A 22635-nucleotide genomic window follows, 5' to 3' on the forward strand; every position below is an offset into this window, starting at 1 on the left:
AGCCCTCCAGGTCGAGGGTCGGATCAGCGGGCGATGCCCTGGCTGTCCTTGTGGTCGCCGTCCCAGTCGCCGACGACGGGCAGATCGCCGGCGTCGCCGTAGGCGACCAACCGGGTGGTCTCGGTGCCGGAGGTCACCGGGCTGGTGCGCATGTAGAACACGTTGCCCATCCGGACACCCACGTTGTCCTTGCCGTCACCGTCCCAGTCCCCCACCAACGGCACCGCGTTGGGATCGCCGTAGGCGAAGAAGAACTGCGCCTGGCCACTGCCCGGGTTGTTGCTGATGTAGAAACGACCCGACGCCGGGTCATAAGCGCTCACGGTGTCCTTGCCGTCGCCGTCCCAGTCCCCCGCCAGCGGACGCATCGGCGCGTCACCGTAAGCCACCATCTGCGTGGTCTCGGTGGCCGAGGTCACCGCACTGGTCCGCATGTAGAACACGTTGCCCATCCGGACACCCACGTTGTCCTTGCCGTCGCCGTCCCAGTCCCCCACGAACGGCACCGCGTTGGGATCGCCGTACGGGAAGACGTACTGCGCCTGACCACCGGTCGGGTCGTTGCTGATGTAGAAACGCCCCGACGTCGGGTCATAAGTGCTCACGGTGTCCTTACCGTCACCGTCCCAGTCCCCCTTGATCGGCACCATCGGACTGTTGCCGTACTGGAACACCGCCCGGGTCGCGGCCGTCGAACCCTGATCATCGGACAGATAGAAATCCAGCACCCCAAGATCGGCGGAGCCGCTCCACAGGGCGTCGACGAGCAGTTGGGCGTCGTGGACCTCGCGGCCGTAGGCGTCGGGGACCGCCGAGACCTGCACCTTCTGGCAGATGGCGCCGATGTCCCCGCTCATCCATGAGTTGTTGGGGAACTTGCGCAGCATGGCGTTGACGAACGCGTTGGTGGCGTACACCGGATCGACCAGCTGGGCCGGGGTGCCCCATCCCTGGGAGGGGCGCTGCTGGAACAGTCCCAGGCTGTCGTGGTCGGTGGCGACCGTGTAGTTGTGCAGGGTGCTCTCGGTGATCGCCGTGGTGACGGCGATCACCGCCGCTCGCTTGTCCAGCCCGCGGCCCTTGACGGTGCGGGTGATGGCCCGGGCGCACGACACGTTGTAGGCGTTCACGCTCCGTCCCAGGCGCGCGCCGTTCATGTTCGGCCGCACGGCGTTGGCGACCGCGCCGTCGGCCGCGGTCTCCCCGCCCGCGACGCACGCCGCGTAAGCCAGCGTGGCCGCGAGCTCCGCGGGTACCGGAAGGCCGGCCGGGCCGGGAATCGGCGGCGTGGGCCCGGACGCGGCGGCCTGGGCCGTGGTCGCCCCGGCGGCGGAGGCGAGGAGCCCGCCGACGAGAGCGGTGAGCGCGATGAGGGGCCGGACGGAACGGGGGCGCCGTGCAGGGGCGTTCATGGTCTTCTCCTGGAGGGTAGTGACGCCCTGTCTCCGGCTGCCGGAGACAGGGCGAGAGAGTGAGGAAAGGTGAAATGGGGAGGGCGGCCGGATTCCGCCCGGTCACGGTCGTGCTCGGATGTCTTCTCCGGCCGGGAGCCGGCTCGGAGAGCCTTGGCGGCCGCGGGTCACGGGGATGTCAGCGGGCGATGCCCTGGCTGTCCTTGTGGTCGCCGTCCCAGTCGCCGACGACGGGCAGATCGCCGGCGTCGCCGTAGGCGACCAACCGGGTGGTCTCGGTGCCGGAGGTCACCGGGCTGGTGCGCATGTAGAACACGTTGCCCATCCGGACACCCACGTTGTCCTTGCCGTCACCGTCCCAGTCCCCCACCAACGGCACCGCGTTGGGATCGCCGTAGGCGAAGAAGAACTGCGCCTGGCCACTGCCCGGGTTGTTGCTGATGTAGAAACGACCCGACGCCGGGTCATAGGCGCTCACGGTGTCCTTGCCGTCGCCGTCCCAGTCCCCCGCCAGCGGACGCATCGGCGCGTCACCGTAGGCCACCATCTGCGTGGTCTCGGTGGCCGAGGTCACCGCACTGGTCCGCATGTAGAACACGTTGCCCATCCGGACACCCACGTTGTCCTTGCCGTCGCCGTCCCAGTCCCCCACGAACGGCACCGCGTTGGGATCGCCGTACGGGAAGACGTACTGCGCCTGACCACCGGTCGGGTCGTTGCTGATGTAGAAACGCCCCGACGTCGGGTCATAAGTGCTCACGGTGTCCTTACCGTCACCGTCCCAGTCCCCCTTGATCGGCACCATCGGACTGTTGCCGTACTGGAACACCGCCCGGGTCGCGGCCGTCGAACCCTGGTCATCGGACAGATAGAAATCCAGCACTCCGGGATCCGAACCACCCGCGCCCACGGGGGCGGAATAGCCGACGATGTCGACGTCGCCGCGGGAGTAACTGTTCTCCTTGATGCGATTGCCGCTGTTGCCTTCGATGGTGTACACCGTGCTGCCGGTCGCCGACTTGACGATGCCGACGTGGTCGATGGTGCCGTCCTGCTGCCAGTCGAAGACGAGGGCGTCGCCCGGCTGCGGCGTGTAGCCGCTGGCGCGGGTGTGCCAGGTGCCGTACTTGGTGCCGTAGTCCTTGAAGGAGCTGGCCCAGCCGGTGAGCACGCCTCCGCTGGTCTCGGCCACATCGGCGTACGGCACGCCGGCGTTCTTCCACACGTACTTGGAGAAGTCGGCGCACCAGTCGCTGGTACGCCATTGCACACCGTCCGTGGACGGGCACCCCGACGAGGGCTTCCAGTTCCGGAAGTAGCCGGTGTAGTAGTTGCACCCGCTTCCGTCCGGCTGCTCGTGGTTGCGCGACGCGTTGCCGAGCTGGCTCTGCGCGACCGAGACGATGGCGCCGCGCGACACGGCGGCGGCGGCCGGCGTCGTGGTGACGGCGATCGATCCCGTGGTCAGGACGGCCGCGGCGCTCAACCCGGCGCCGAGGCGACCGGCGAACCTCGGGCCGCTCCTGTGTGCTCCTGTCCGGGCGTCTTTCCCGCTCATGGGCTTTCCTTCCTCCGTGGGCCGCTGTCGACCTCTGCGAGAAAGGCTGCTGTCAGGCACTCCAACTTTCCTGGAATAGCACTCCAGCGTCATCTGGAGAACCCGGGACGGCGGTTGCGGCTGACCCGCTGGAGCGGGAATCGGAGTATCCCTATGGGTTCCGTTCAAGAAGCCTGGGTGTTATGACTGTCTTACTTGTCACGTCGGCCCCCACAGGGGGATTGTTGGAGTTCCGTCTGCTCGGGCCGGTTGAGGCATGGCACGACGAGCGCTGCCTTCCGCTGGGGGGTCCGAAACCCCGCGCGCTCCTGGCCGCCCTCCTGCTGAACGCCGGTAAGGTGGTCTCCAGCGATCGCCTGGTGGACGTCCTCTGGGGGCAGGAACCGCCGGGAAGCGCCCACGCCCTGATCCAGACCTACGTGTACGGGCTGCGCCGCGCACTCGCCGCGATCGGCGAGGGGGCGGTGATCGAGACCCGGCCGCCCGGTTACGTGGCCCGTCCCGGCCCTGGGCGATTAGACGTGGAGACCTTCGAGCGGCTGGTCGCGGACGGCCGGCGGCATGCCGCCGCGAGCCGTCACGATTCCGCCGCCAAGGAACTGCGGGCGGCCCTGGAGTTGTGGAAAGGAACCGCCCTCGGCGGGATAGGCCTCGCGCTGCGCGCCGAAGCGCAGCGCCTCGAGGAGACACGGTTGTCCGTCCTCGAGGAGCGAGTCGACGCCGAGCTCGCGCTGGGCAGGGAAGCGGAGCTGGTCGGCGAGCTCGCCGAGCTGGTGAGGAGCCACCCCACGCGCGAGCGCCTCCGCGCCCAGCTCATGAAGGCCATGTACCGGCTGGGCCGTCAGGTGGACGCGATGAGCGTCTACCATGAGGGCCGTCAGACGCTGGCGGACGAGTTGGGCGTCGACCCCGGCGCGGAGCTCCGGCAGTTGTACGAGGCGATGCTGCGAGCGGACTCGTCGCTGTTGCCGTCCACGGCGCACCAGATCGCCGAGTACGCCGGCCTCGCCCAGCCCACGCCCGTGGAGGAACCCGTACGCCGGACCGGGCCGGACATCGTTCCCAGCCATCTCCCGCGCGGCATAGCCGACTTCACCGGGCGGGACAAGCAGCTCGGCGAGCTCACCACCCTGCTCACCACGCGCGGCGACAGCATGACGGTGTGCGTCATCTCCGGCAAGGGCGGAGTGGGCAAGTCCGCGCTCGCCGTGAAGGCGGCGCACCAGGTGGCCGAGGCGTTCCCCGACGGCCAGTTGTACGCCGACCTGCGGGGCGTCACCGACTCGCCCGCGCCGCCGCTGGAAGTGCTGGGACGGTTTCTGCGCGCCCTCGGCGTCCAGCCGGCCGCGATCCCCGACATGCTCCAGGAACGGGTCGACATCTATCGGAGCGTCCTCGCGGGACGCCGGCTGCTCGTCGTCCTCGACGACGCGGGCACCGAGCAGCAGGTCCGCCCGGTGCTGCCGGGCAGCCACACGTGCGCGGTGTTGATCACGGCGCGCCGGAGGCTGGTGGGCCTGGACGGGATGAGCCTGAGCGACCTCGGGGTGCTCGACACCGAGACGGCCATCGACCTGCTGGCCCGCATCGCGGGACGCCAGCGCGTCTACACCGAGCACGACGCCGCCGAGCGCATCGTCCATCTCTGCGGCCACCTGCCCCTGGCGCTTCGCACGGCGGGCGCGCGGCTGGCCGCCCGCCCGCACTGGTCGCTCTCGACGCTGGCCACACGGCTCGCCGACGAGCGCCGCCGGCTCGACGAGCTCACCGCCGGTGACCTGGAGGTGCGGGCGAGCGTAGGGCTCAGCTACCGAGGGCTCGACGACATGGCGAAGAGGGCGTTCCGCCGGCTCGGCCTGCTCGGGGTCCCCGACTTCGCGTCATGGGTGGTGGGGGCTCTCCTGGACGAGGCGGAGGAGACCGGCGAGGAGGTCATCGAGCGGTTGATGGACGCCCAGCTCCTCGACCACGTCGCCGTCGACGCCACAGGCCAGAGCCGGTACCGGCTGCACGACCTGCTGCGCGTGTACGCGGCCGAGCGTGCCGAGGCGGAGGAATCGGCCGAGGAGCGCGCGGCGGCGATGACCCGGGCGCTGGGCGGGTGGCTGTGGCTGATCACGCACGCCGCCGCCGCGAGCCCTTCGGGCGCGCCTCCCTTACGCCGCGACTACGCCACGGCCCGGCCCGTCGGCCGCGAGGTGTCGGAGCGGGTGGCCGACGACATGACGGCCTGGTTCGACGCGGAGGCCCCGGCGCTCGTCGTGGCCGTGGAGCGGGCCGCCGCGATGGGTCTCCACGAGGTGACGTGCGAGGTGGCGGCCGCGCTGTGCCCCTCGTCCTTCTCCGTGGACACGCGGTTCGAGGAGTGGCGGCGCACCCACGAATCGGCTCTGGAGGCCGCCAGGCGGGCGGGCGACCTCCTGGGTGAGGCGACCTTGCTGGTGGGGCTGGGGCAGCTGCGCCACCGGCAGGACCGCTACCCGGAGGCGCAGGCGTACTTCCGCCAGGCGCTTCCGCTCCTGCGCGAGGGCGGGGACACCCACGGGGAGACGGTCGCCATCGCGGGAATCGGCGCCGCCTGCCGGGAACAGGGAGACTTCGCGCAGGCACTGGTCCACCTCCGGCACGCGGGCGCCGCCTTCGAATCGCTCGGCGACGACGCCGGCATCGGCTACGTCAACCGGATCGCCGGGTCGGTGATGCTGGAAATGGGCGACTTCGAGGCCGCGTCGTCTCTGCTGCACGCGGCGTTGTCCGCTTTCCAGCGGCTGGGCAGCAAGCGGGGCGAAGGACTCACGTTGCGGTCGATCGCCCTGGTCCACCGGGGCCTGGGCGACCTGGAGCAGGCGGAGAGGCTGTGCGTGCGCGCGGTCGCCCTGCTGCGCGCGGCCGGTGACCCGCTCATGGAGGCATACGCGGTGCAGGCCCTGTGCAAGGTCCGGATCCGGCTCGGGGACGATGCCCCGGTCCTGCCCTGCCTCGTGGACGCCTTGAGCGTGTGCGAGCGGCACGGCGACCGGTTCGGGGTGGCGCTCGTCCAGCGCACCATCGGGGAACTGCACCTGGCCCGCGGGCGGCACGACCTCGCCGAAGCCCATCTCCGCCGGTCCGTCGTGATGTGGGACGGGCTGGAGCTGCCGCTGTTCCGCGCCCGCACGATGCGTGACCTGGCGTCCGTTCGCGAAGCGGTCGGAGACGAGAAGACAGCCGGGTCTCTCCGGGCGGCCGCCCTCGACATCTTCGCCGCGTTCGGGACACGCGAGTACATCGAGCTCGGCGGTCATCGGAACGGCCCGGCCGCGTGAATCGCGGAGACCCGCTTGGCGCGTACTTGTAGGGAACTTATAGGGCGTGGGCCGAACCTGAGGAGGCCTGTCCACCGTTACGGGCACGCCCGGTCGGCAGACTCCTCGCGGCGGCCCGTTTCCAGTCCCGGGAGAACAACGTGCCGGAAATCGTGCTCATGTCCGATCCTCGTGTCTCCGCGATTCCCGTGGAGGATCGGGGAGAGCCGCTTGTGGACCTGCGCGCGGTCCCGGAACTGCTCCTGGACCAGCGCCTCGCCGATTCCGAGGGCGCGTACGCCCATCTTCGCCACGGGCACGTCGACCGGCTTCTGCGCGCCCAGGCACGGCTGCCCGAAGGGCTTCGTCTGCTGATCGTCGAGGGTTACCGGCCGCTGGCATTGCAGGAGCGGTACTTCTCGGCGTACGCGGCAAAGCTCAGCGACGCCAATCCGGACTGGTCCGACGAACACGTCTACGTGCAGGCGAGCCGTTCCCTTTCTCCCCCTCACATCGGCCCTCACGTCTGCGGCGCCGCCGTAGACCTCACCCTGTGCACCCAGGATGGCCAGGAACTGGACATGGGCACGGAAGTCAACGCCAGTCCCGAAGAAAGCGAAAACGCCTGCTACACGGCCGCGGAAAACATCTCCCCCCAGGCCAGGGACAACCGGACGATCCTCAGCGAGGTTCTCGTCGAGGCGGGATTCATCAACTACCCCACCGAATGGTGGCACTGGTCCTACGGCGACCGCTACTGGGCCCTCCTCACCGGAGCCCCGGCGGCCCTCCACTCCCACCTCGACTGGCCCGCGAGCGCATAGACCGCACACGTCACCGTGCTCTGCCCGCACGGGAAGGGGCGGGATTACGGACGGCGGTCAACCCTGTCAGAGGAAATGCACCTATTGACGCCTATTTACCAGCCTGGTACTAATCGCGAACCTTGTCCCCTCCCTTGCCACCCAAAGGGCGAGGACGCCACGCGGACCTCCACATCCGCCAGTACCAGGGAGTTCCTCTGTGAGGAGTTCATTCGACCACCCCCCACGGCTCAGGCGACTTACCGTCGTCGGCGGCTTGGCGGCGGCGCTGGCCTTCGGGACCGTGTCCGCCGCCATCGGCGGTGTCCAGGAGCAGGAACCGTCGGCCACGGGCCCGGCGGCCACCGCGACCAGCGCACTCCTGAAGGACTACGACGCCGAGATCGTCGACCGGTTCGACTCGGCCAACTCCGTCGACCACATTCGGCACCTGGCCGTGACCATCGGCCCGCGGCTGAACGGCACCCCACAGGAGCGGGAGGGCGCGCAGTACATCGGCGGCATCCTGAAGTCCTACGGCTTCGACGTGACCCTCCAGTCATGGGGTCCGGTCTCGACCAAGAACGTCGCGAAGGTCACGTCCCCGAACGCCGGCCTGCCGGGCGGACCGAACTGGCAGATGTCCGCGTCGACCAGCGCGAAGTTCACCGGCGATGACGCCGCCGTGCAGGGCGAGGTCGTCTACGCCAAGACCGGCCAGTCCGCCGCGGACTTCCCCGCCGAAACCGCGGGCAAGATCGTGCTGATGGACTACAGCACCACCGCGTCGGTCCGCAACACCGCCGTCGTCAACGCGGTCAGCCAGGGTGCGGCCGCGGTCATCCTGGCCTACCCGACCGGCAACAGCGCTCCGCCGTCGTTCACGCTCACCACGGCCCAGCCGAACATCCCGGTGATGGGCGGCGGCAGCGCGCACCACACCTGGATCAAGGACCTTCTGGACAAGGGCCCGCTGACGCTGCGGGTCGCGACCAACCAGTACCCGACCCCGATGGGCACCAACGTCATCGGCATCCGGCACGCGGTCGGCGACCCGGACGGCACCAAGGCTCCGATCGTCATGGTCGGCGCGCACATCGACTCGGTGCTGGGCGCGCCCGGCGCCCACGACGACGCCTCGGGCAACGGCGTCTCGCTGGAGGTCGCCCGGGTCCTCAGCCAGTACCCACTGGACAAGGAGCTGCGGATCGGCGGCTTCGGCGGCGAGGAGGGCGGCCTCCTCGGCGCACGGGCGTACGTCAACACGCTGACCGCGGCGGAGAAGGCGCGGTTCGTCGGCGAGTGGCAGATGGACATGGTCGGCACGCCGTACGAGCCGGCCCGTCTGTGGGCCCTGACCCCGAACGGCCAGTCGAACTACGTGGTCCAGGAGGCGTACAACTCGGCCGCGCGCGTCGGTTTCGAGGGACTGCGCAACTGCAGGCTCGGCCAGAGCGACCACCAGGCGTTCTTCGACGCGGGCATCCCGTCCTCGCTGTTCATCTGGCTCGACTACCGGCCGCCGACCCCGCCGGCCGTCTGCGGTCCGACCGGTGGGACGTACGTCACCGAGCCGCAGTACCACAAGCCGACGGACACGATGGACAACATCAGTCCCGAGCGGCTGCAGATCACCCTTGACGTCGTGGGCGGCGCGGTCGCGCACAACGCGTTGAACGCCGTGACGGTGTCCGCGGTCTCCGACGGCGGACAGCCGCTGGCCGGGGCGCCGGTACGGGCCGACTGCGGCGACGGTCCGCGTGACCTCGGCAGCACCGGCGCCGACGGCCGGCTGCAGGCGGTGCTCCCGCACGTCACCTGCGACTTCACCACGACCGTCGACGGCAGGGTGGCGAACGAGCGCGGCGTCTCGATCGCCGGTGACCAGGCGGTGAAGATGACCGTCGACCTCACGAAGCCGACGATCTCCCTCACCACGCCCGCCGACGGCGCGGTCTTCGTGCTCGGGACGGCCGCGACCGCGTCCTACCGGTGCGATGACAACCTGGCCGGGGTCGCCACCTGTGCCGGCACGGTGCCCGACGGCGGCGCGCTCGAAACCTCCAGCGTGGGCTTCCACGAGTTCACCGTGAACGCCACCGACAAGGCCGGCAACGCGGCCGACGAGAAGGTGACCTACCAGGTCGTCTACCCCTGGAAGGCCTACTTCCCCGAGACGATGGACGGCAAGGCCGGCAGCGCCGTACCGATCAAGTTCGGCCTCGGCGGCGACCACGGCCTGGGCGTCATCGCCGCCGGCTACCCGGCCTCCCAGCAGGTGACCTGCGACACCGGAACCGCGACCGGCCCGGCCGAGCCGACCGGCAACCCCGGAAACTCGAAGCTCAGCTACGGCGGCGGCCAGTACAACTACGTATGGAAGACCGAGAAGAACTGGTCCGGCACCTGCCGCACGTTCGAGTTGAAGCTCAATGACGGCAGCAGCCACCTCACCACCATCCGCCTGAAATAACCCCGCCACCCCCCGCCCGGGGAACGGAGCCGGCCCCCGCGCCCCGCTCCCCGGCCGGGTCGCCCGAGAACCACACCCCGATCCACTGCTCGGCGTCGTACTCCTCACGCACAACCGACGCCTACCGCGGTGCCGTTCGGCGCCGGCCGTCCAGAGCGTCTCAGGTGTTCTTGTCGTCGGGCGGGATGGGCTCGTTCTGCGTCTGCATGTACTCCAGCAGGTCGTCTTCGTCGATGACCTCATCGGCGGGCGGCGCGGTGACGACGAGAGGGAATCCCCAGCCGGTGTAGCGCGTGTCGCTCCGCTTCACCAGCGGGTCCTTCCCCTCCCCCACGGTATCGGCGGTGACCAGGCGCTTGAGCAGGTTGTCACGGTCGGTCCAGATCCGCCATGAGATCTTGCCCTTGCTCTTCTCGCCGATGGGCCGTCCCGAGGTCCAGCTGAGCACGGCGTCCTTGGAAGCCCTGCTCAGCGCCCTGTAGCTCATGGTGCCCCGATAGAGGAACCCGCCAGAGACGGCCGTGCTCGCCGAGCATCTCAGCACGGCCTTCATCAAGGCCGTGTCGTACACGTTGATCGGTTGCAGGCTGGCGTCCTGTGCCATGTCCCGGGCCATGCTTCCCCGGTGGGCGTTCGGGAACCGGATCCACTTCTTGCCGTCCGGCACCGGCCCGGGATACCGGCCGGCGTCGTCGTAGACGTCCTTGCCGACGCGGATCACCCGGTAGGGATCCGGCTTCTTGGACGGGCGCCCTGTGACGTCCGGCCGGGGAAGGTCCCACCAGGTGAAATCCGCGCCCACAGGCCCCGACCTGGCGAGTTGGAGCACACCCTTGATCCGGGTCCCGCTCCCGGAGACCTTCGACCTCCCGCCGAAGTCATAGCGGCTGACCTCGGAGATCCGGACACCGTGCTCGCTCCGGAGCTGCCGCTTGAGCGCACGCACCGGATCGGGTGCCGCCTGCGCGACGGCAGAACTCACCGGAACGACCACGGACCCGATCAGCACCGAGACCGCCAGGGCAACCCACCGTCTCATGGGGCATGTCCTTAGAAGTTGTCGCTACATCACCGCACATGAGATGTTAACGGGCTCATCCCACTCCGTTAAGATCCGCGCACCGACGGCGCGGCCGAGGAGGCACGTCACACCGGCGCCGCCGATGCCGCAATAGCCGTTTGGCACCTTGAAGAGGTATTGCTCAGGTCGGCCAGATCTTTTCCAAGATTCTTTAGAACACATGTTTCCCAGGTCAGCGCCGGGGTCCGATGACCACCTCGCGTCCTGGGACTAGGAGGCGGCCACCACCGCGTCGATCGCGTCGGAAACCGGATAGCCTCGCGGGAGTGAAAGGCACTTCCCGCCCCCGTAGTACGTCGCCGCGCGCCGGCGCGGAGCCCTGCCCTTGCGCACTGCCCGCCGCCTACGACGAGTGCTGCGGCCGGTTTCATGCCGGGCAGGCTGCGCCGACGGCGGAGGCGCTCATGCGCTCGCGCTTCGCCGCCTTCGTGGTCCAGGACGAGGCCTACCTGCTCCGCACCTGGCACCCCACCACCCGGCCGGGACGCGTCGATTTCGAGCCGGGCATGCGATGGACCAGCCTGGAAATCCAGGATGTCTCCGAGGGGAGCCCCTTCCACATCACTGGCACCGTCACCTTCCGCGCCAACTACACCTTCCGCGGAAAGCCCGGCGAACTGCGCGAGCAGAGCCGGTTCACCCGGTATGAGGGCGCCTGGGTCTATCTCGACGCCATCGTGGACTGAGCCCCACCCCGCGGCCGACACCTGCGGGAGCGGGACGTTCTCACGTTTCCGCAACCGCGAGACGGTCACGATGATCCCGTTCAGCTCGGCGCCCGAGGAGCCGCGCACGTTCACGCCGCCCGAGCGGAACGCCGACCCCGTGCTCCGGCAGATCCGCTCGTACGGCAAGGCGCTACAGGCCACGGGTGGTAGGGCACGTCCAAATAGCAGGAAACTGTCTCAGAGTCCTTGACGGGTACCGCTTTAGGGCGTGAACGGCCCGCACCCCGGACAGGCGCGGGCCGTACAGAGGATCAGCTCTCCTTGACTTCGAAGTAGTAGGAGTAGCTCCAGACCACCGCACCGTCGCGGTCGAGAGCCTCGGCAAAGACCCGGTTCAAACCGGGCTGGGTTGGGGTAAGGGAAACTTTTGCCGATCCGTCCCCGTCCACGGGTACCTGGTTGACCTCGTTGTAGGAGTAGCGGAAGGTGGTGACGATGTCGGCCAGGTCTCCGGAGTTGAACACGAACTCGCCGGGGATTCCGACGCCTCCGCCCGGCTCGGCGCCCCATTTCGGGTACGTGCTGGAGGAGATGGTGGGCTGGTGTTCCGCCCGTTTCACCGTGAAGCAGTACCTGGTCTCGGGGCTACGGTTGCCCGCACGGTCGATGCTCCGCACATTGAGGCAATTGGTGAAGTCCCTACGCGGTTTCAGCGTGACGGTGAGGGAGCCGTCGGCGGCCGCCGGGATTTGCCTTAGCATGCTGTCGAACGTGTAGGCGTAGGCCGCGATGTCGTCGACGCCGTTGGGCGTGAAGGTGAACGCACCGGGCAGGTAGGCGTGCCCACTTGGCACGTCCTGCGGGTAGTCGTCAGAGGACACCAGCGGCGGCTGTCCGGGGGCGGCGGTGTCGACAGTGAACTCCTGCCACGGCGTCCACTCGCTCAGATCGTAGTCCACTTCGCCGGATCCAAGGCTCCCCACGGGGTAGGGGTTCTCGGCCCGGACCCGCCAACGATACGTCGAGTCCGCGGCGAGTTGCCCGGCGGGAACCGTCACGCAGAATCGATCCCCGGCGTAACCCAGATTCGTGACTTCCTCGCCCAGCTTGACGCCATCCTGGGTCGCCCACTCGAAACGGCCCCGGACCTGCTCCAATTCGTGGCCCTCCTCGCCGTCGACCTTGGAGTCCGGATCGGTCAGCTTGGCGCTCAGCGTGGGCGTGACCACGTTCACGTACGGATGGGGCGAAGGCGTGCCGGCGCACCGGCGACTATCGGGCGTCACCGCGGTCTCGATCGGAAGGTTGGGCGGGTTGTTGTAGGTCACAGACAGCCCACCGTTGTCGTACAACTCGTGCCGGATCGCCGGGTCGGTCTCGTCGATCGATTTGAGCCCCAGCGTGATGTGGTTCCTTCCGGCGGACACCGCCTCCTGGATCGCGGAGGTGATGCGGAAGCTCATTGTGTTGATGCAGAACGGCCCGCGAGCGGCCACAAGGAGGCGCTGCCACTCAGGCTGGTGCTTCCAGCTGGTCGAGGGGCTGATGTCTCCGGTCTCCCAGACTTCGACATCGCGGTGGCACTCCGAGGAGTGGGCTCGGCGCACGCCGAACCAGACCTCGATGATCCGTTCGGCGCTGGAGACCGAGGCCAGGTCTAACTGGAAGAACGCCCGGGTGATGTCCTTGGGATGCTCCAGGTAACCGACGAAGACCCGGTCCTCCTGCCAATGTGTTTCGTTCTGATGCTTCGACGAGACGTACGTCCATTGGGAACGAGGGATGTCGGCGGTCTGCACCGCCTCAGCGGCCGTCGGCATCGCGAGCGCCGCCAGCGCCACCGCCAGCGCCACGAGCGCGGCCCGTATCCGTAAGTGGTTCACAAGCGTTCTCTCCCCTGAAGAGTGTCCACGACCGGCCCCGGTTTCTCCGAGGTGCCCCTGCGGTCGCCGTACATGCTGATGCTGGCCCGCGCTCCGTATCGCGAACCATATATCCACCCGTATAAATGACCACCGAAACTTTCGTTCTCAATCATTCGTTATTACCCGAGGCTCGGGGGATTCGGGGAGTTTCTCACAACGGGGAGTCGGATGTGGAGTTCCGAGTGCTGGGTCGGATCGGGGTGCGGCTCGACAGGTGCATCGATATCTCGGCGCCCAAGCAGCGCATGCTGCTGGCAACGCTGCTGTGCCACGCCAACGAGGCGGTCTCCCGCGATCGCCTGATCGACGCCTTGTGGGGGGAGCGCCCGCCCCGCTCGGCCGGTGACAACCTCCGCGTCTACGTGTCCCAACTACGGCGAGTACTGGGCGACGACGGCAGAATCGTCCGGCGCAGGTACGGTTACGCCCTCAACGTCCAGCCGGGAGAGCTGGATGCCGACAGCTTTGGGGAGTTGGCCCATCGAGGGCTGGAGGCCTGTGCGGCCAGCGACCCGGCCGCGGCGAGCCGGTTGTTCGGCGACGCACTGTCGTTATGGCGGGGCACCGTGTCGTTTGAGGAGGTGTCGCGGCGCGGAGCGGTCGGTGCGATGGCGGTTCTGCTCGACGAGCAACGTGAGGTCGTGGTGGGGGCGCGCATAGATGCCGAACTTTCCCTTGGCCGCTCCGGTGAGCTGATCGGTGAGCTGCGCCGTCTGGTGACGGCCCACCCGCTGAGGGAGAGGCTGCACGCACAGCTCATGTTGGCTCTCTACCGCAATGGGCGGCGAGCGGAGGCGCTGGAGGTCTATCGGAATGCCCGCCGGGTGCTGATCGAGGAGCTCGGCCTGGACCCCGGACCCGAGCTGCGCGCGATGGAGGTCGCCGTGCTCAACGGCGACGCTGCGCTCCTTTCGGCGCCGGGACTGCGCGGACGAACCAGCGCGGGCACGCGTGGCCCCTGCGGCATCCCGTGGCCGGACAGCAGGACGGCTCACGCCCAATAATTGAGCGCGAGCCGTACAGCGAGATCTGCGAAGTTACTCGTCGGCCGGGACCAGGCCAAGCCGCTCAGCCAACGCGATCACGGAGGCGTCGACAGCACCCAGCGGAAGATCGGCGTACACCTCCACAAGCTCACTCATCCGGTCCAGATCTTCGGCGGTGACGTCGGCCAGAGCCAGCCCAGCGCGAAAGGAGGTGAGAAACGCCGCCTCCGCCTTGCTTCTCTGCCGTCTCTCTATGAGCCGGCAGACTTCCGTGACGACAGTCGTGGGAACGAGAAGCGGGCCGGAGTGGCTACGCAGAAGCCTGGCGCAGGGTTCGTGATACCGGTCCCGAAGGTTGACCGCTGCAACCAAAGGTCCCGAATCGATGACGATCACAAAGAGTGATTGTCCTCCGAGCGCAAGATCTCTTCAGAGCGTTCCGCGAAATCCGGCTCGGCCTCAAGCATCCCGATGAACGGCAGATCACGGACGACGGGCCGCTCGTCGAACTGGTCACGAACAAGGCGAAGCAGAGGGGCCACCTTCTCCTCGGGCAGGCAGTCCACCAGGTGGTGCAGTTCCTCACGCATCACGCTCATACATCGAGTGTAACCAGGCGTGCCCGGCATACGTCGTCCCACCGCGACGCGGGCCGAACAGCAGGACGACCCGCGCCCGAAGACGATGTTGCAGTGAAGAGCTGCTCCTTGGTCGGGATCAGGCACATCCGGTAGGCGGCCCGCTAAGACGGGTCACCTAGATCGACGTTGGTGCCCCCGGTGCCGCGGTGCCTGTTCTCGTTCTCGGGTTCGTGCGGCAGCCAGAGGGGTGATCTTTGTGTCGAGGTCGTGAAACCGTCTCGGCGGCCCCTCACCGGGGACAGCCGGTTGAGGGAGACCTTCTCATGTGCGGCGCGAGTCGTCGCCGGCGTGTGGATCATTACCTCTTGCAGGTGCGGAGCATGTTGAGCAGGGCCATCTTCTCCCCCCGGGTCACGAAGAGGCGGTAGTGATACTTCACGGTGATCCACGAACTCGCGTAACGGCACCAGTAACCGCGGCGCGACGGGCGCCAGCTCTGCGGTCCTTGGCCTCCCTTCGCGATGTTGGCGGAGTGGCTGACCACTACCAGCTCGGGGCGAGTGAGATCGTTGGCGAAGGCGCGCCTCTGCGCCTGGCTCCATCTTCTGGCACCGGAGCGCCAGGCGTACGCCAACGGCACGACATGGTCGACGTCGATCTGTCGCACACTCTTCAGCGACTTGCCGTCGTACATGCTGTACCAAACACCCGCTACAGGCTGACAAGCCGCGTTTCTGCGCACCCCCCGCCCGCTGCGAGCAAGGATCGTCTCTCGCACGTCGCATCTCCCCCTGTGGTGTGCCCACCGGGGCTGGAACCGCCGATGGCTGTAGCCACGGATCGACAACGGCCTGGCGACTTTCAGCCGGGCCAGCATGCGGCGAGCCGGTGCCGCAGCATCGGCCCGGGGCCGCTCGCGCGCGTCGGCCACCGCCTGGCGGGTGGTCATGACAACGGTGATCTGAATGACCAGAAGAGCAAGTACGACGACTAGGAGGATCCGACTTAAGAAGATCATGATTCCAGCCATACCAGTGACTCCCCTTTGGCCGTGCCGATATGCGGGGCACAAGTACAAGAGGTGAAGCGATCACGCGGTGCCGCCGGGCTGAAGCGTTCCTTTCGACCACCGCCCTTCGACCCGACTGGCCTGGAAGCCCCGCTGCCCGGAGCACCACAGTGGGCATCGTTCGCGCCCCGCCCAGCTGGCGCATTCGGGCAACTGATCGGCGGAGAAGCTCGCCACGAGCGCGAGGAGGCGATCGCCCGCCAAGCATATGAAAGGGAGAGGGCTCGCTACGAGGCCGCCGATGTTGAGCGGCGCAGGAAGCCGGCGGAACGACACCGCGCCGCTCGGGGGGTAGGGTCGGTCAGGCTCGACAGTTCCTCCGCCGTGGCGGTCTTCCCTCCCCCTCGGTGGGCGACGTATCGACCTGAAGGAGACGCTGACCCCCTGCTGAGGTGTTCTCGATCAGAGACGTGCTCAGCGCGCTTCTGGTTTGTCCGGCAGGCGCACGACGGCGGTACCGGACTGGGACTCGCCGAATCCCCAGCCTGCGACGAGGGAGTGGTCGACCGCTTCCAGGACGTCGGTCCACGGCCAGTGGTCGGTGCCGTAATAGAAGCCGCCCTCGCTGCGCGCGTCGTTCTGGGTGAGGCACAGCATGCGGAGGTGGTCGCGGAGCGCGGGATGGGGGACCGCGTTCAGCTTTTCTTCCCAGGGCTCGCCGGCGGAGCGGGCGTGGTTCATGTCGTGGATCGACACCAGGTGTCCGGGGCCACGCTCGGTGAACGTGGCGGCCCGCATCGCGTCGGTGAGAGTGCCGTCGGTGGCCACGCGCAGCAGCACGGTCAGCCAGCAGTTCAGTTTCCTGGATCTCTCGTTGGTCAGGTCGACGCCATGGCGGCCGAGGAGCGGTCCCAACTCCGCGCCGTGCACCAGCACTTCACCGGCTTCATCGACCGAGGAGACGGTCCGCAGGTCGGCGACGAAGGCGTCGTCGAACGGCCGGGGGCCCTTGTGCCCGCCTTCCCCCCACGGTCCTGTTCCCGCCACGAGTTCGGCGTCGAAGCGGAACAACGACTCGCTCAGGTCGAACCGCCATGTCCAAGGGGAGAAGGGGTACTCACCATCCGAATCCGGAAGGCGCCTCGGCTCCCGGTCCGACAGCGCGTCAGGGGTGGCCCAGGGATTCGGGAACAGGAACTCGTCGAGGGGGTCCGAGGCGTAATACACCCCGTATCTGGCGGCGGGGTCGACGGCCGGCTTTCCACCGAGCAGTATCTCGAAGGCACCGGCCAGCGCGGCATCCCACCCGCTGAGATCAGTCGCCGGGGCCGTCTGGGGTGTCACGATGAGCACTCCTCCATGTCGTGTCGCGTAGGTCGACGCAAGGTATCGCCCGCCATCGCACTTCCCGGGGCTAATGGCGAAGTCTAAGGCCCGCGTTCGTCGCGGTTTGATCAACTTCTTGGTGAGTCTCTAAGGTTGGACGCTTTGATCACTTCACCCCCCGAAGAGATGGCCATGCGTCGCTACCGTTTCGGCAGAATCGCCGCCCTGATCGCGCTCGGTTACTTCGCCGTTGTCGCTGTGCTGGGCGGCTTCGCGCTGACCACCGGTCAGAGTGACCTCCTCTGGAAGGTCGTCACCCGCGACCCGGGCCTGGAGTGGTTCTTCGGCGTCGGTGAAGAAGCCCCCGCGGTTCCGTGGGGGCTGTCGGTCGTCCTGGTCCTTGTCGGAGCGCTTCAGGCCTGGGCGCTGTGGCAGGTGCTGCGCGGGCGGGCCAGGGGCGAGCTGACACACCGGGACAGGAAGGTCGGTCTGCTGCGGCTCGGCCTGTATCTCGGTATCGGCTGCAGCCTGATCACCATCGCCGGTTACCTGCTGGTCTACGCGTGGAAGATCTACTGGGTCTGGTCGGTGACGGGGATCGCCTCCGATTGTGTGCAGCTGGCCACCGTCTGGCTGTTCTTCCTGGTGCTCCGCGACACCGTTTCCAAGAGGCTACGGCTGTTCTCCCTCGTCGTCGGAACCATCGCCGTCGTGGGCGACCTCGGCCAGGAGATCACCGATCTCCTCGACCTGCACTCCGTCGGACGGATCTTGACCCTGACCGGCGGGTACGGCTATGTCTGGTCGGCGTGGACGGTGTCGATCCTCATCGCCCAGGCCAGGGATCCCCGCTGGAGCGCGGCGACCGTCCGGATAGGTGTCATCGCGCGGGTGGTATCTCTCCTCCAGCCCGCCGGGATGGTCTCGTTCGGCGATGAATTCCCCGGCATCTTCACGATCTACACGCTCCTCGGCGCGGCCAGTGTCTTCGGGCTGGTGTGGGAAGCCAGGACCGCCCACGAGCTGGCGGCCCCCCTTCCCCGGCCGGGCCCGGGACACGTGCCGGTACGGCCGGCGGCCAGGTGGTGGCCGTTGGCCGCCGTGGCCATCGCACCGCCGCTGATCCCCGCCGCCGTCAACCTCGCGCACGGCAAGTACCTCTGGATCGGCCCCAGAGGTGTGATCGAGCAGTTCGTCCGCGTGGACGGAGGCAGCGGGAACGCTCTCACCTGGTTCGTCCTGGACGTCTTCGTCGGCGTCGGCGGACCCGCGCTGGTGGTCCTGGCCGCCGTCTTACGCCGGACCCGCCGCACCCTGCGGTTCACGACGGTGACGCTGATCATCGCCGCGGCCGTGGGCTTCGCCAGCGCGCTGACGGCGACACCTGTGCCGGAGGACTTCGGCGACGCCTACGAAGGCTCACGGATCTACCCGGAGAGTCTGTTCACCGAGAAGCACGCCGGTGAGATCTTCCTCGGCATCTCACCCGCGTGGTACAGCGCCGCCTTACTCGCTTCCGCCCTGCTCCTGTCGTTCCTGTACCCGACGCCACCGGCCCGGCGCACGCGCCGCCGTGTGCTCCTCCTGGCCCAGGTCGCCACGCTGGTCGCGCTCGCGTTCGTGCCCGTGGCGGACTTGGCCCGCGGCCCGGTCACCACGGCCGAAGACTGCGCCCCACGCGAGACATGGAGGGGTGAGCCCAAGGAGCCTGAGCTCCCCCGGGACCAGCGACTCGTGTGCTCCCTCCGGCAGGCGAACGTGATCAAACTCGCCGCCACCACGTCCGACGCCATGGTCCTCGCCCACGCCCGCTGGCTGTGCGGCATCTACACCCGCAACGATCCCCGGGAAGTCGCCCACCTTCAGGCGACGCAGGGACTGACCCGCGACGCTCTGACCTACCCGCTCGCGGAGATCTGCCCCAGCGCCGGCGCCGTGGTGAAGGCCGCGGCCGCCGAGGAGGATCGGGAGATGCGGGAGTGGGAGGCCGACGCGCAGCGCATGTGCGACTCGAGCCCGTCCCACCGTCCGCGCATCGAACCGGCCAAGGTGATCCGCATGAAGGAACCCCAGTGGACGGACTACGGGGTCGTGGAGACGTACGAGCCGACCGAGAACGGCGGGGACCCGTACGAGGACGGCCTGCTCGACAAGGCTCAGCGCGACGGCCTGGTGGCCGCCCGCCCCGGCCACCTGATCATCCGGACGCACGCCGACTACGACATCTGCGTCACCCTGGAGACCTACACCCGCCGCCCGCCGGTGGAGACCAAGGGCTGGGACCACGTCGTCGAGGTCGGCTACGAAAGCCCCACCGGCGAGATCGTGCTCCGGGACGATCTGAGCGGAACCCGGTTCCCCGACCTGTCACTCAACGGCCGGGCGGGGCACTACCGGATCCGCGTGCACCACGACCTGTTCGAGTGGAAGGGACGGCAAGTGGGTGGCCAGCGTCTGCTGATCATGGCGTTCCCCGGGAAGGGCGACGAGCGGGTGACGCACCGCGAACCGCCTCGGCGGTAGCGTCTCCGAGTCACGTGACCGAGGGAGGCGCGTACGGGCGGGAGGAGCTACGGCCTGATCGCTTCGGGGAAACCGGTCCAGCGCAGGTCGGGGGGCAGGTGGCTCATGTCGTTGAACATCACGATCGTGGGTGGCAGGCCGTCGCGGTACTCGATGACCGTCAGTGCGGTGTTGGCGCTGTTCAGGCCGAGCCACCGGGACGGCGGCGCGTCCAGTGCGTGCCGTACCAGCCACGCGATCGGGTAGGCGTGCGTCACCAGGACCTCGTGTGTGTCGAGCCGGGCCCCGTTCGCGGTCGTGCCGGGGACCTTCGCGAACCGGGCGACCAGGGCCTCGGCGAGCCTCTGGCCGGAGGCCGCCTCGGCGTCGTCGTAACCGTCGAAGAAGCCGGCCCAGGACGGGGGCGTTTCGGCCGCGCTCGGAACGTAGGGGACGTGGTCGACGAGTTCGGCGGCCTCGGTCACGGGCACGTCCGGGAGATGACGGGCGAGTTCGCGGGCGCATGCCACGGCACGTGGCAGCGGAGAGTGCCACACGGCGTCGACCGGTACGCCGGCGAGCCGTTCGCCCAGCAGACCCGCCTGCCGGCGCCCGATATCGGTGAGTTGCCCGAACGCGTCGGCCGCGCCATGGCGTGCGAGGTAGAGACGTCGAGTCGTCATGCGTTCGTCGCCGTGACGGTGCCGGTGGTGCCGTCGATGGTGATGACGGCGCCGTCGCGGAGCCTGCTCGTCGCGTCCGGGACGCCGAGGACGGCGGGGATGCCGTGCTCTCGGGCGACGATCGCGGCGTGGGAGAGCACGCCTCCGGTTTCGGTGACGACGCCGGCGGCGATGCGGAGCAGCGGCGTCCAGGCGGGGTCGGTGAAGGGGCAGACGAGGATGTCGCCCGGGCGCACGCGGGCGAAGTCGCCGAGACCACGAACGATCCTCGCGGTGCCGGTCACGGTCCCGTGGCTGCCCGGCGTTCCGGTGATCCCGGCGGCCGTGATGCCCGAGGCGCCGGAAGGGGGTGGCGGGGGTGCGGCGGTGACCGGCCGTGCTTGCAGAACCCAGGTGCGGCCGTCGGCGATCGCCCACTCGATGTCCTGCGGGCCACCCCGTGCGGCGGCGATCTGTCCGCCCAGCTCGGCCAGCCGGGTGGCGGTCTCGTCGTGGACCGCCGGCCGGTTCCGGGAGGCGATGGGCACGTCGCGGACGACGAGCCGCGTGCCGTGCCGGTCGAGGCGCTTCTGTTTGTCCGCGACGACGCGGGTGACCGACCCGTCCGCGGAGACGCGGTAGGCGTCAGGGGTGACCTTGCCCTCGACGACGCTGGGGCCGAGGCCCCAGGACGCCTCGATCCGGGTCGCGTCGTCCGGGCCCGCGGGGGTGAACATGACCCCGGACACCTCCGCGTCCAGGTGGCGTTGGACGATGACGGCCATCAGAAGATCGTCGGACGGGTGGTCGCCGCCGGAGGCGGCCCGGTAGGCGATGGCGCGCGGGGAGAACAGCGAGGCCCAGCAGGCACGTACGGCTTCGGCGACCTCACCGGGTCCGCGCACGGCGAGGAAGCTCTCGTGCTGGCCCGCGGCCGAGGCCTGACCGGTGTCCTCCTTCGCCGCCGATGACCTTACTGCCACGGGCTGATCGCCGAGCTCGTCCAGCGCGCGTCCGAGCGCGTCCGTCACGGCGGCGTGGACCGGGCGGCCCTCGATCGTCCGCCGCGCCGCATCCGCGTCGTCCGGCTCGCCGGCGAACCACCCGAGGTCGTGGACGGCGGCGAGGTAGGCGGCGAACGAGACGACGAAGCCGTCAGGAACCGGCAGGCCCGCACGGATCAACGCGCCGAGTGCGCCGGCCTTGCCCCCGCAGGTCTCGGCGACGGCCTCCCTCAGAGGTACGATCACCCGCTCCACCCTTCAATAGAACGTTGACAACAATTTGTTGATTGTGCATTCTGAGACGCATGCAACGCAAGGACGACGACATCGCTCCCCGCGTGCACGCCGACCACCTCCAGGCCCAGCGGGAGCGGGACGCGCGTGCGCGTCTTCTGGACCTGGGCGCGGACGAGCTCGACGCCCGTCCGTGGCGACCCCCGCCGGCCCCGCCGTCGGCGGTCGACCTCGTGCAGTTCGCCGTCTGGCGCAACGCCGACCTGGACCCGGAGGCCATCCTGAGCGCGCTCGCCCTCCTGCCCGCCGCACGAGCCGAGGTCGAAGGACTCGAATCCGCCCTGCTGTTCATCGCCCGGAGCGCGGGTCTGACCTGGTCACAGATGGCGCACGTGATGGGGTTCAACTCCCCGCAGGCATGCCAGCAGCACTACACCCGCCTGGCGGCACGACAGGACGCCGGCTCGTGACGCGCGACTCCTCCCCCGGCCTCCTGGTCCTGCACGCCGTGCGCATCACCGGGTTCGCGGACACCCCGGTGATCGCTCGCCGGTTCGGGCTCGACGCGGCCACGACGAAAGAGGCGCTCCGCGACGCCGAGACACGCGGCTGGGTCGAGCACACCTCCTTCGCCGGCACCGGAGGCTGGTCGCTGACCGAATCGGGCCGGGCCGAGAACGAACGCCGGCTCGCGGCCGAGCTCACCCTCGCCGGCGCCGCCGACGAGGTCCGGGACGTCTACCGCAGGTTCCTCCCGCTGAACGCTCTCCTGCTACAAGCCTGCACCGACTGGCAGCTCCGGCCCGCCGACGGCGATCGGCTCGCCGTCAACGACCACTCCGATCCCGCCTGGGACGCCGGAGTGCTCCATGAGCTCGCCTGCGTCGACCGGGCGCTCACGCCACTCGCGGACCGGCTCGGCCGCGTCCTCACGCGGTTCCGCGGATACGACACACGCTTCGCCGCGGCCCTGGCGCGCGCGCGAGCCGGGGACGGCGCCTGGGTCGACCGCACCGACGTGGACTCCTGCCACCGTGTCTGGTTCGAGCTGCACGAAGACCTCATCGCCACGCTCGGCCTCGACCGGCACGCCGAACCCTGACCCGCCATCCCGGCTGCCGGACCCC

At 68.9% G+C, this 22635-nt stretch carries 18 protein-coding genes; 8 read left to right on the forward strand and 10 right to left on the reverse strand.

Going from position 1 to position 22635, the window contains the following annotated elements:
• Positions 1-23: 23 nt before the first annotated feature.
• Entirely contained in the window at positions 24-1412 is a 1389-nt protein-coding gene (locus BJ981_RS05705; RefSeq protein ID WP_184608710.1) for an FG-GAP repeat domain-containing protein, read from the reverse strand.
• Positions 1413-1590: 178 nt separating this feature from the next.
• Entirely contained in the window at positions 1591-2970 is a 1380-nt protein-coding gene (locus BJ981_RS05710; protein ID WP_184608712.1) for a CHAP domain-containing protein, read from the reverse strand.
• A gap of 224 nt (positions 2971-3194) precedes the next feature.
• On the opposite strand from BJ981_RS05710, the gene BJ981_RS05715 reads away from it, so the two are divergent.
• The 3 genes from BJ981_RS05715 to BJ981_RS05725 all read left to right on the forward strand — a co-directional run bounded on the left by BJ981_RS05715 (position 3195) and on the right by BJ981_RS05725 (position 9530).
• Positions 3195-6275, forward strand: a complete 3081-nt coding sequence (locus BJ981_RS05715) for an AfsR/SARP family transcriptional regulator (RefSeq protein ID WP_204070358.1) — start codon at positions 3195-3197, stop codon at positions 6273-6275.
• Between the two features lie 140 nt (positions 6276-6415).
• The gene (locus tag BJ981_RS05720) at positions 6416-7078 is read left to right on the forward strand and encodes a M15 family metallopeptidase (RefSeq protein ID WP_184608716.1); all 663 of its coding nucleotides are present in this window, start codon (positions 6416-6418) and stop codon (positions 7076-7078) included.
• A 199-nt stretch (positions 7079-7277) separates the two neighbouring features.
• Positions 7278-9530: a PxKF domain-containing protein gene (locus BJ981_RS05725; RefSeq protein ID WP_184608718.1), complete on the forward strand. Its 2253-nt coding sequence runs from the start codon at positions 7278-7280 to the stop codon at positions 9528-9530.
• A gap of 160 nt (positions 9531-9690) precedes the next feature.
• Here the strand turns inward: BJ981_RS05725 and BJ981_RS05730 are convergent, their stop codons facing one another.
• Positions 9691-10569, reverse strand: a complete 879-nt coding sequence (locus BJ981_RS05730; RefSeq protein ID WP_184608720.1) for a hypothetical protein — start codon at positions 10567-10569, stop codon at positions 9691-9693.
• 230 nt (positions 10570-10799) lie between these two features.
• Between BJ981_RS05730 and BJ981_RS05735 the strand changes: the two genes are divergently transcribed.
• Complete coding sequence (locus BJ981_RS05735) at positions 10800-11297, forward strand: YchJ family protein (protein ID WP_184608722.1); 498 nt, start codon at positions 10800-10802, stop codon at positions 11295-11297.
• A 293-nt stretch (positions 11298-11590) separates the two neighbouring features.
• Here the strand turns inward: BJ981_RS05735 and BJ981_RS05740 are convergent, their stop codons facing one another.
• The gene (locus BJ981_RS05740; RefSeq protein ID WP_184608724.1) at positions 11591-13132 is read right to left on the reverse strand and encodes a hypothetical protein; all 1542 of its coding nucleotides are present in this window, start codon (positions 13130-13132) and stop codon (positions 11591-11593) included.
• Positions 13133-13386: 254 nt separating this feature from the next.
• Between BJ981_RS05740 and BJ981_RS05745 the strand changes: the two genes are divergently transcribed.
• Positions 13387-14208, forward strand: a complete 822-nt coding sequence (locus tag BJ981_RS05745; protein ID WP_184608726.1) for an AfsR/SARP family transcriptional regulator — start codon at positions 13387-13389, stop codon at positions 14206-14208.
• A 33-nt stretch (positions 14209-14241) separates the two neighbouring features.
• On the opposite strand, the gene BJ981_RS05750 is transcribed toward BJ981_RS05745, so the two are convergent.
• From BJ981_RS05750 to BJ981_RS05765, 4 genes are all read right to left on the reverse strand, one after another.
• Positions 14242-14586, reverse strand: coding sequence for a type II toxin-antitoxin system VapC family toxin (locus BJ981_RS05750; RefSeq protein WP_239139343.1), 345 nt, complete (start codon positions 14584-14586; stop codon positions 14242-14244).
• Positions 14583-14789, reverse strand: coding sequence for a hypothetical protein (locus tag BJ981_RS05755; protein ID WP_143121008.1), 207 nt, complete (start codon positions 14787-14789; stop codon positions 14583-14585). The genes BJ981_RS05750 and BJ981_RS05755 overlap by 4 nt, the downstream gene beginning before the upstream one ends.
• 340 nt (positions 14790-15129) lie before the next feature.
• Positions 15130-15801 (reverse strand): HNH endonuclease family protein, encoded by a 672-nt coding sequence (locus BJ981_RS05760; RefSeq protein WP_239139342.1) that lies wholly within the window; start codon positions 15799-15801, stop codon positions 15130-15132.
• Between the two features lie 453 nt (positions 15802-16254).
• The gene (locus tag BJ981_RS05765; protein WP_184608727.1) at positions 16255-17124 is read right to left on the reverse strand and encodes a hypothetical protein; all 870 of its coding nucleotides are present in this window, start codon (positions 17122-17124) and stop codon (positions 16255-16257) included.
• Between the two features lie 174 nt (positions 17125-17298).
• Between BJ981_RS05765 and BJ981_RS05770 the strand changes: the two genes are divergently transcribed.
• Positions 17299-19629 (forward strand): hypothetical protein, encoded by a 2331-nt coding sequence (locus BJ981_RS05770; protein WP_184608729.1) that lies wholly within the window; start codon positions 17299-17301, stop codon positions 19627-19629.
• A gap of 47 nt (positions 19630-19676) precedes the next feature.
• Here BJ981_RS05770 and BJ981_RS05775 read toward each other — a convergent pair whose 3' ends face one another.
• Complete coding sequence (locus BJ981_RS05775) at positions 19677-20291, reverse strand: histidine phosphatase family protein (protein WP_184608731.1); 615 nt, start codon at positions 20289-20291, stop codon at positions 19677-19679.
• Positions 20288-21520, reverse strand: coding sequence for a PEP/pyruvate-binding domain-containing protein (locus tag BJ981_RS05780; RefSeq protein WP_184608733.1), 1233 nt, complete (start codon positions 21518-21520; stop codon positions 20288-20290). The genes BJ981_RS05775 and BJ981_RS05780 overlap by 4 nt, the downstream gene beginning before the upstream one ends.
• Positions 21521-21579: 59 nt before the next feature.
• Here BJ981_RS05780 and BJ981_RS05785 point away from each other — a divergent pair, with 59 nt between their 5' ends.
• Both BJ981_RS05785 and BJ981_RS05790 read left to right on the forward strand, forming a co-directional pair.
• Positions 21580-21978 (forward strand): DNA-binding protein, encoded by a 399-nt coding sequence (locus tag BJ981_RS05785; RefSeq protein WP_184608735.1) that lies wholly within the window; start codon positions 21580-21582, stop codon positions 21976-21978.
• Positions 21975-22610, forward strand: a complete 636-nt coding sequence (locus BJ981_RS05790; protein WP_184608737.1) for a helix-turn-helix domain-containing protein — start codon at positions 21975-21977, stop codon at positions 22608-22610. Before BJ981_RS05785 ends, BJ981_RS05790 begins: the two co-directional genes overlap by 4 nt.
• Positions 22611-22635 lie beyond the last annotated feature (25 nt).

This window comes from Sphaerisporangium krabiense (assembly GCF_014200435.1).
Classification (GTDB): Bacteria; Actinomycetota; Actinomycetes; order Streptosporangiales; family Streptosporangiaceae; genus Sphaerisporangium; species Sphaerisporangium krabiense.

Bases quoted from the DNA above. Each gene is read 5' to 3' on its own strand.
- BJ981_RS05705 (WP_184608710.1), bottom strand. From the start codon at position 1,412: ATGAACGCCCCTGCACGGCGCCCCCGTTCCGTCCGGCCCCTCATCGCG.
- BJ981_RS05710 (WP_184608712.1), bottom strand. From the start codon at position 2,970: ATGAGCGGGAAAGACGCCCGGACAGGAGCACACAGGAGCGGCCCGAGG.
- BJ981_RS05730 (WP_184608720.1), bottom strand. From the start codon at position 10,569: ATGAGACGGTGGGTTGCCCTGGCGGTCTCGGTGCTGATCGGGTCCGTG.
- BJ981_RS05735 (WP_184608722.1), top strand. From the start codon at position 10,800: ATGACCACCTCGCGTCCTGGGACTAGGAGGCGGCCACCACCGCGTCGA.
- BJ981_RS05755 (WP_143121008.1), bottom strand. From the start codon at position 14,789: ATGAGCGTGATGCGTGAGGAACTGCACCACCTGGTGGACTGCCTGCCC.
- BJ981_RS05760 (WP_239139342.1), bottom strand. From the start codon at position 15,801: ATGGCTGGAATCATGATCTTCTTAAGTCGGATCCTCCTAGTCGTCGTA.
- BJ981_RS05770 (WP_184608729.1), top strand. From the start codon at position 17,299: ATGCGTCGCTACCGTTTCGGCAGAATCGCCGCCCTGATCGCGCTCGGT.
- BJ981_RS05775 (WP_184608731.1), bottom strand. From the start codon at position 20,291: ATGACGACTCGACGTCTCTACCTCGCACGCCATGGCGCGGCCGACGCG.
- BJ981_RS05785 (WP_184608735.1), top strand. From the start codon at position 21,580: ATGCAACGCAAGGACGACGACATCGCTCCCCGCGTGCACGCCGACCAC.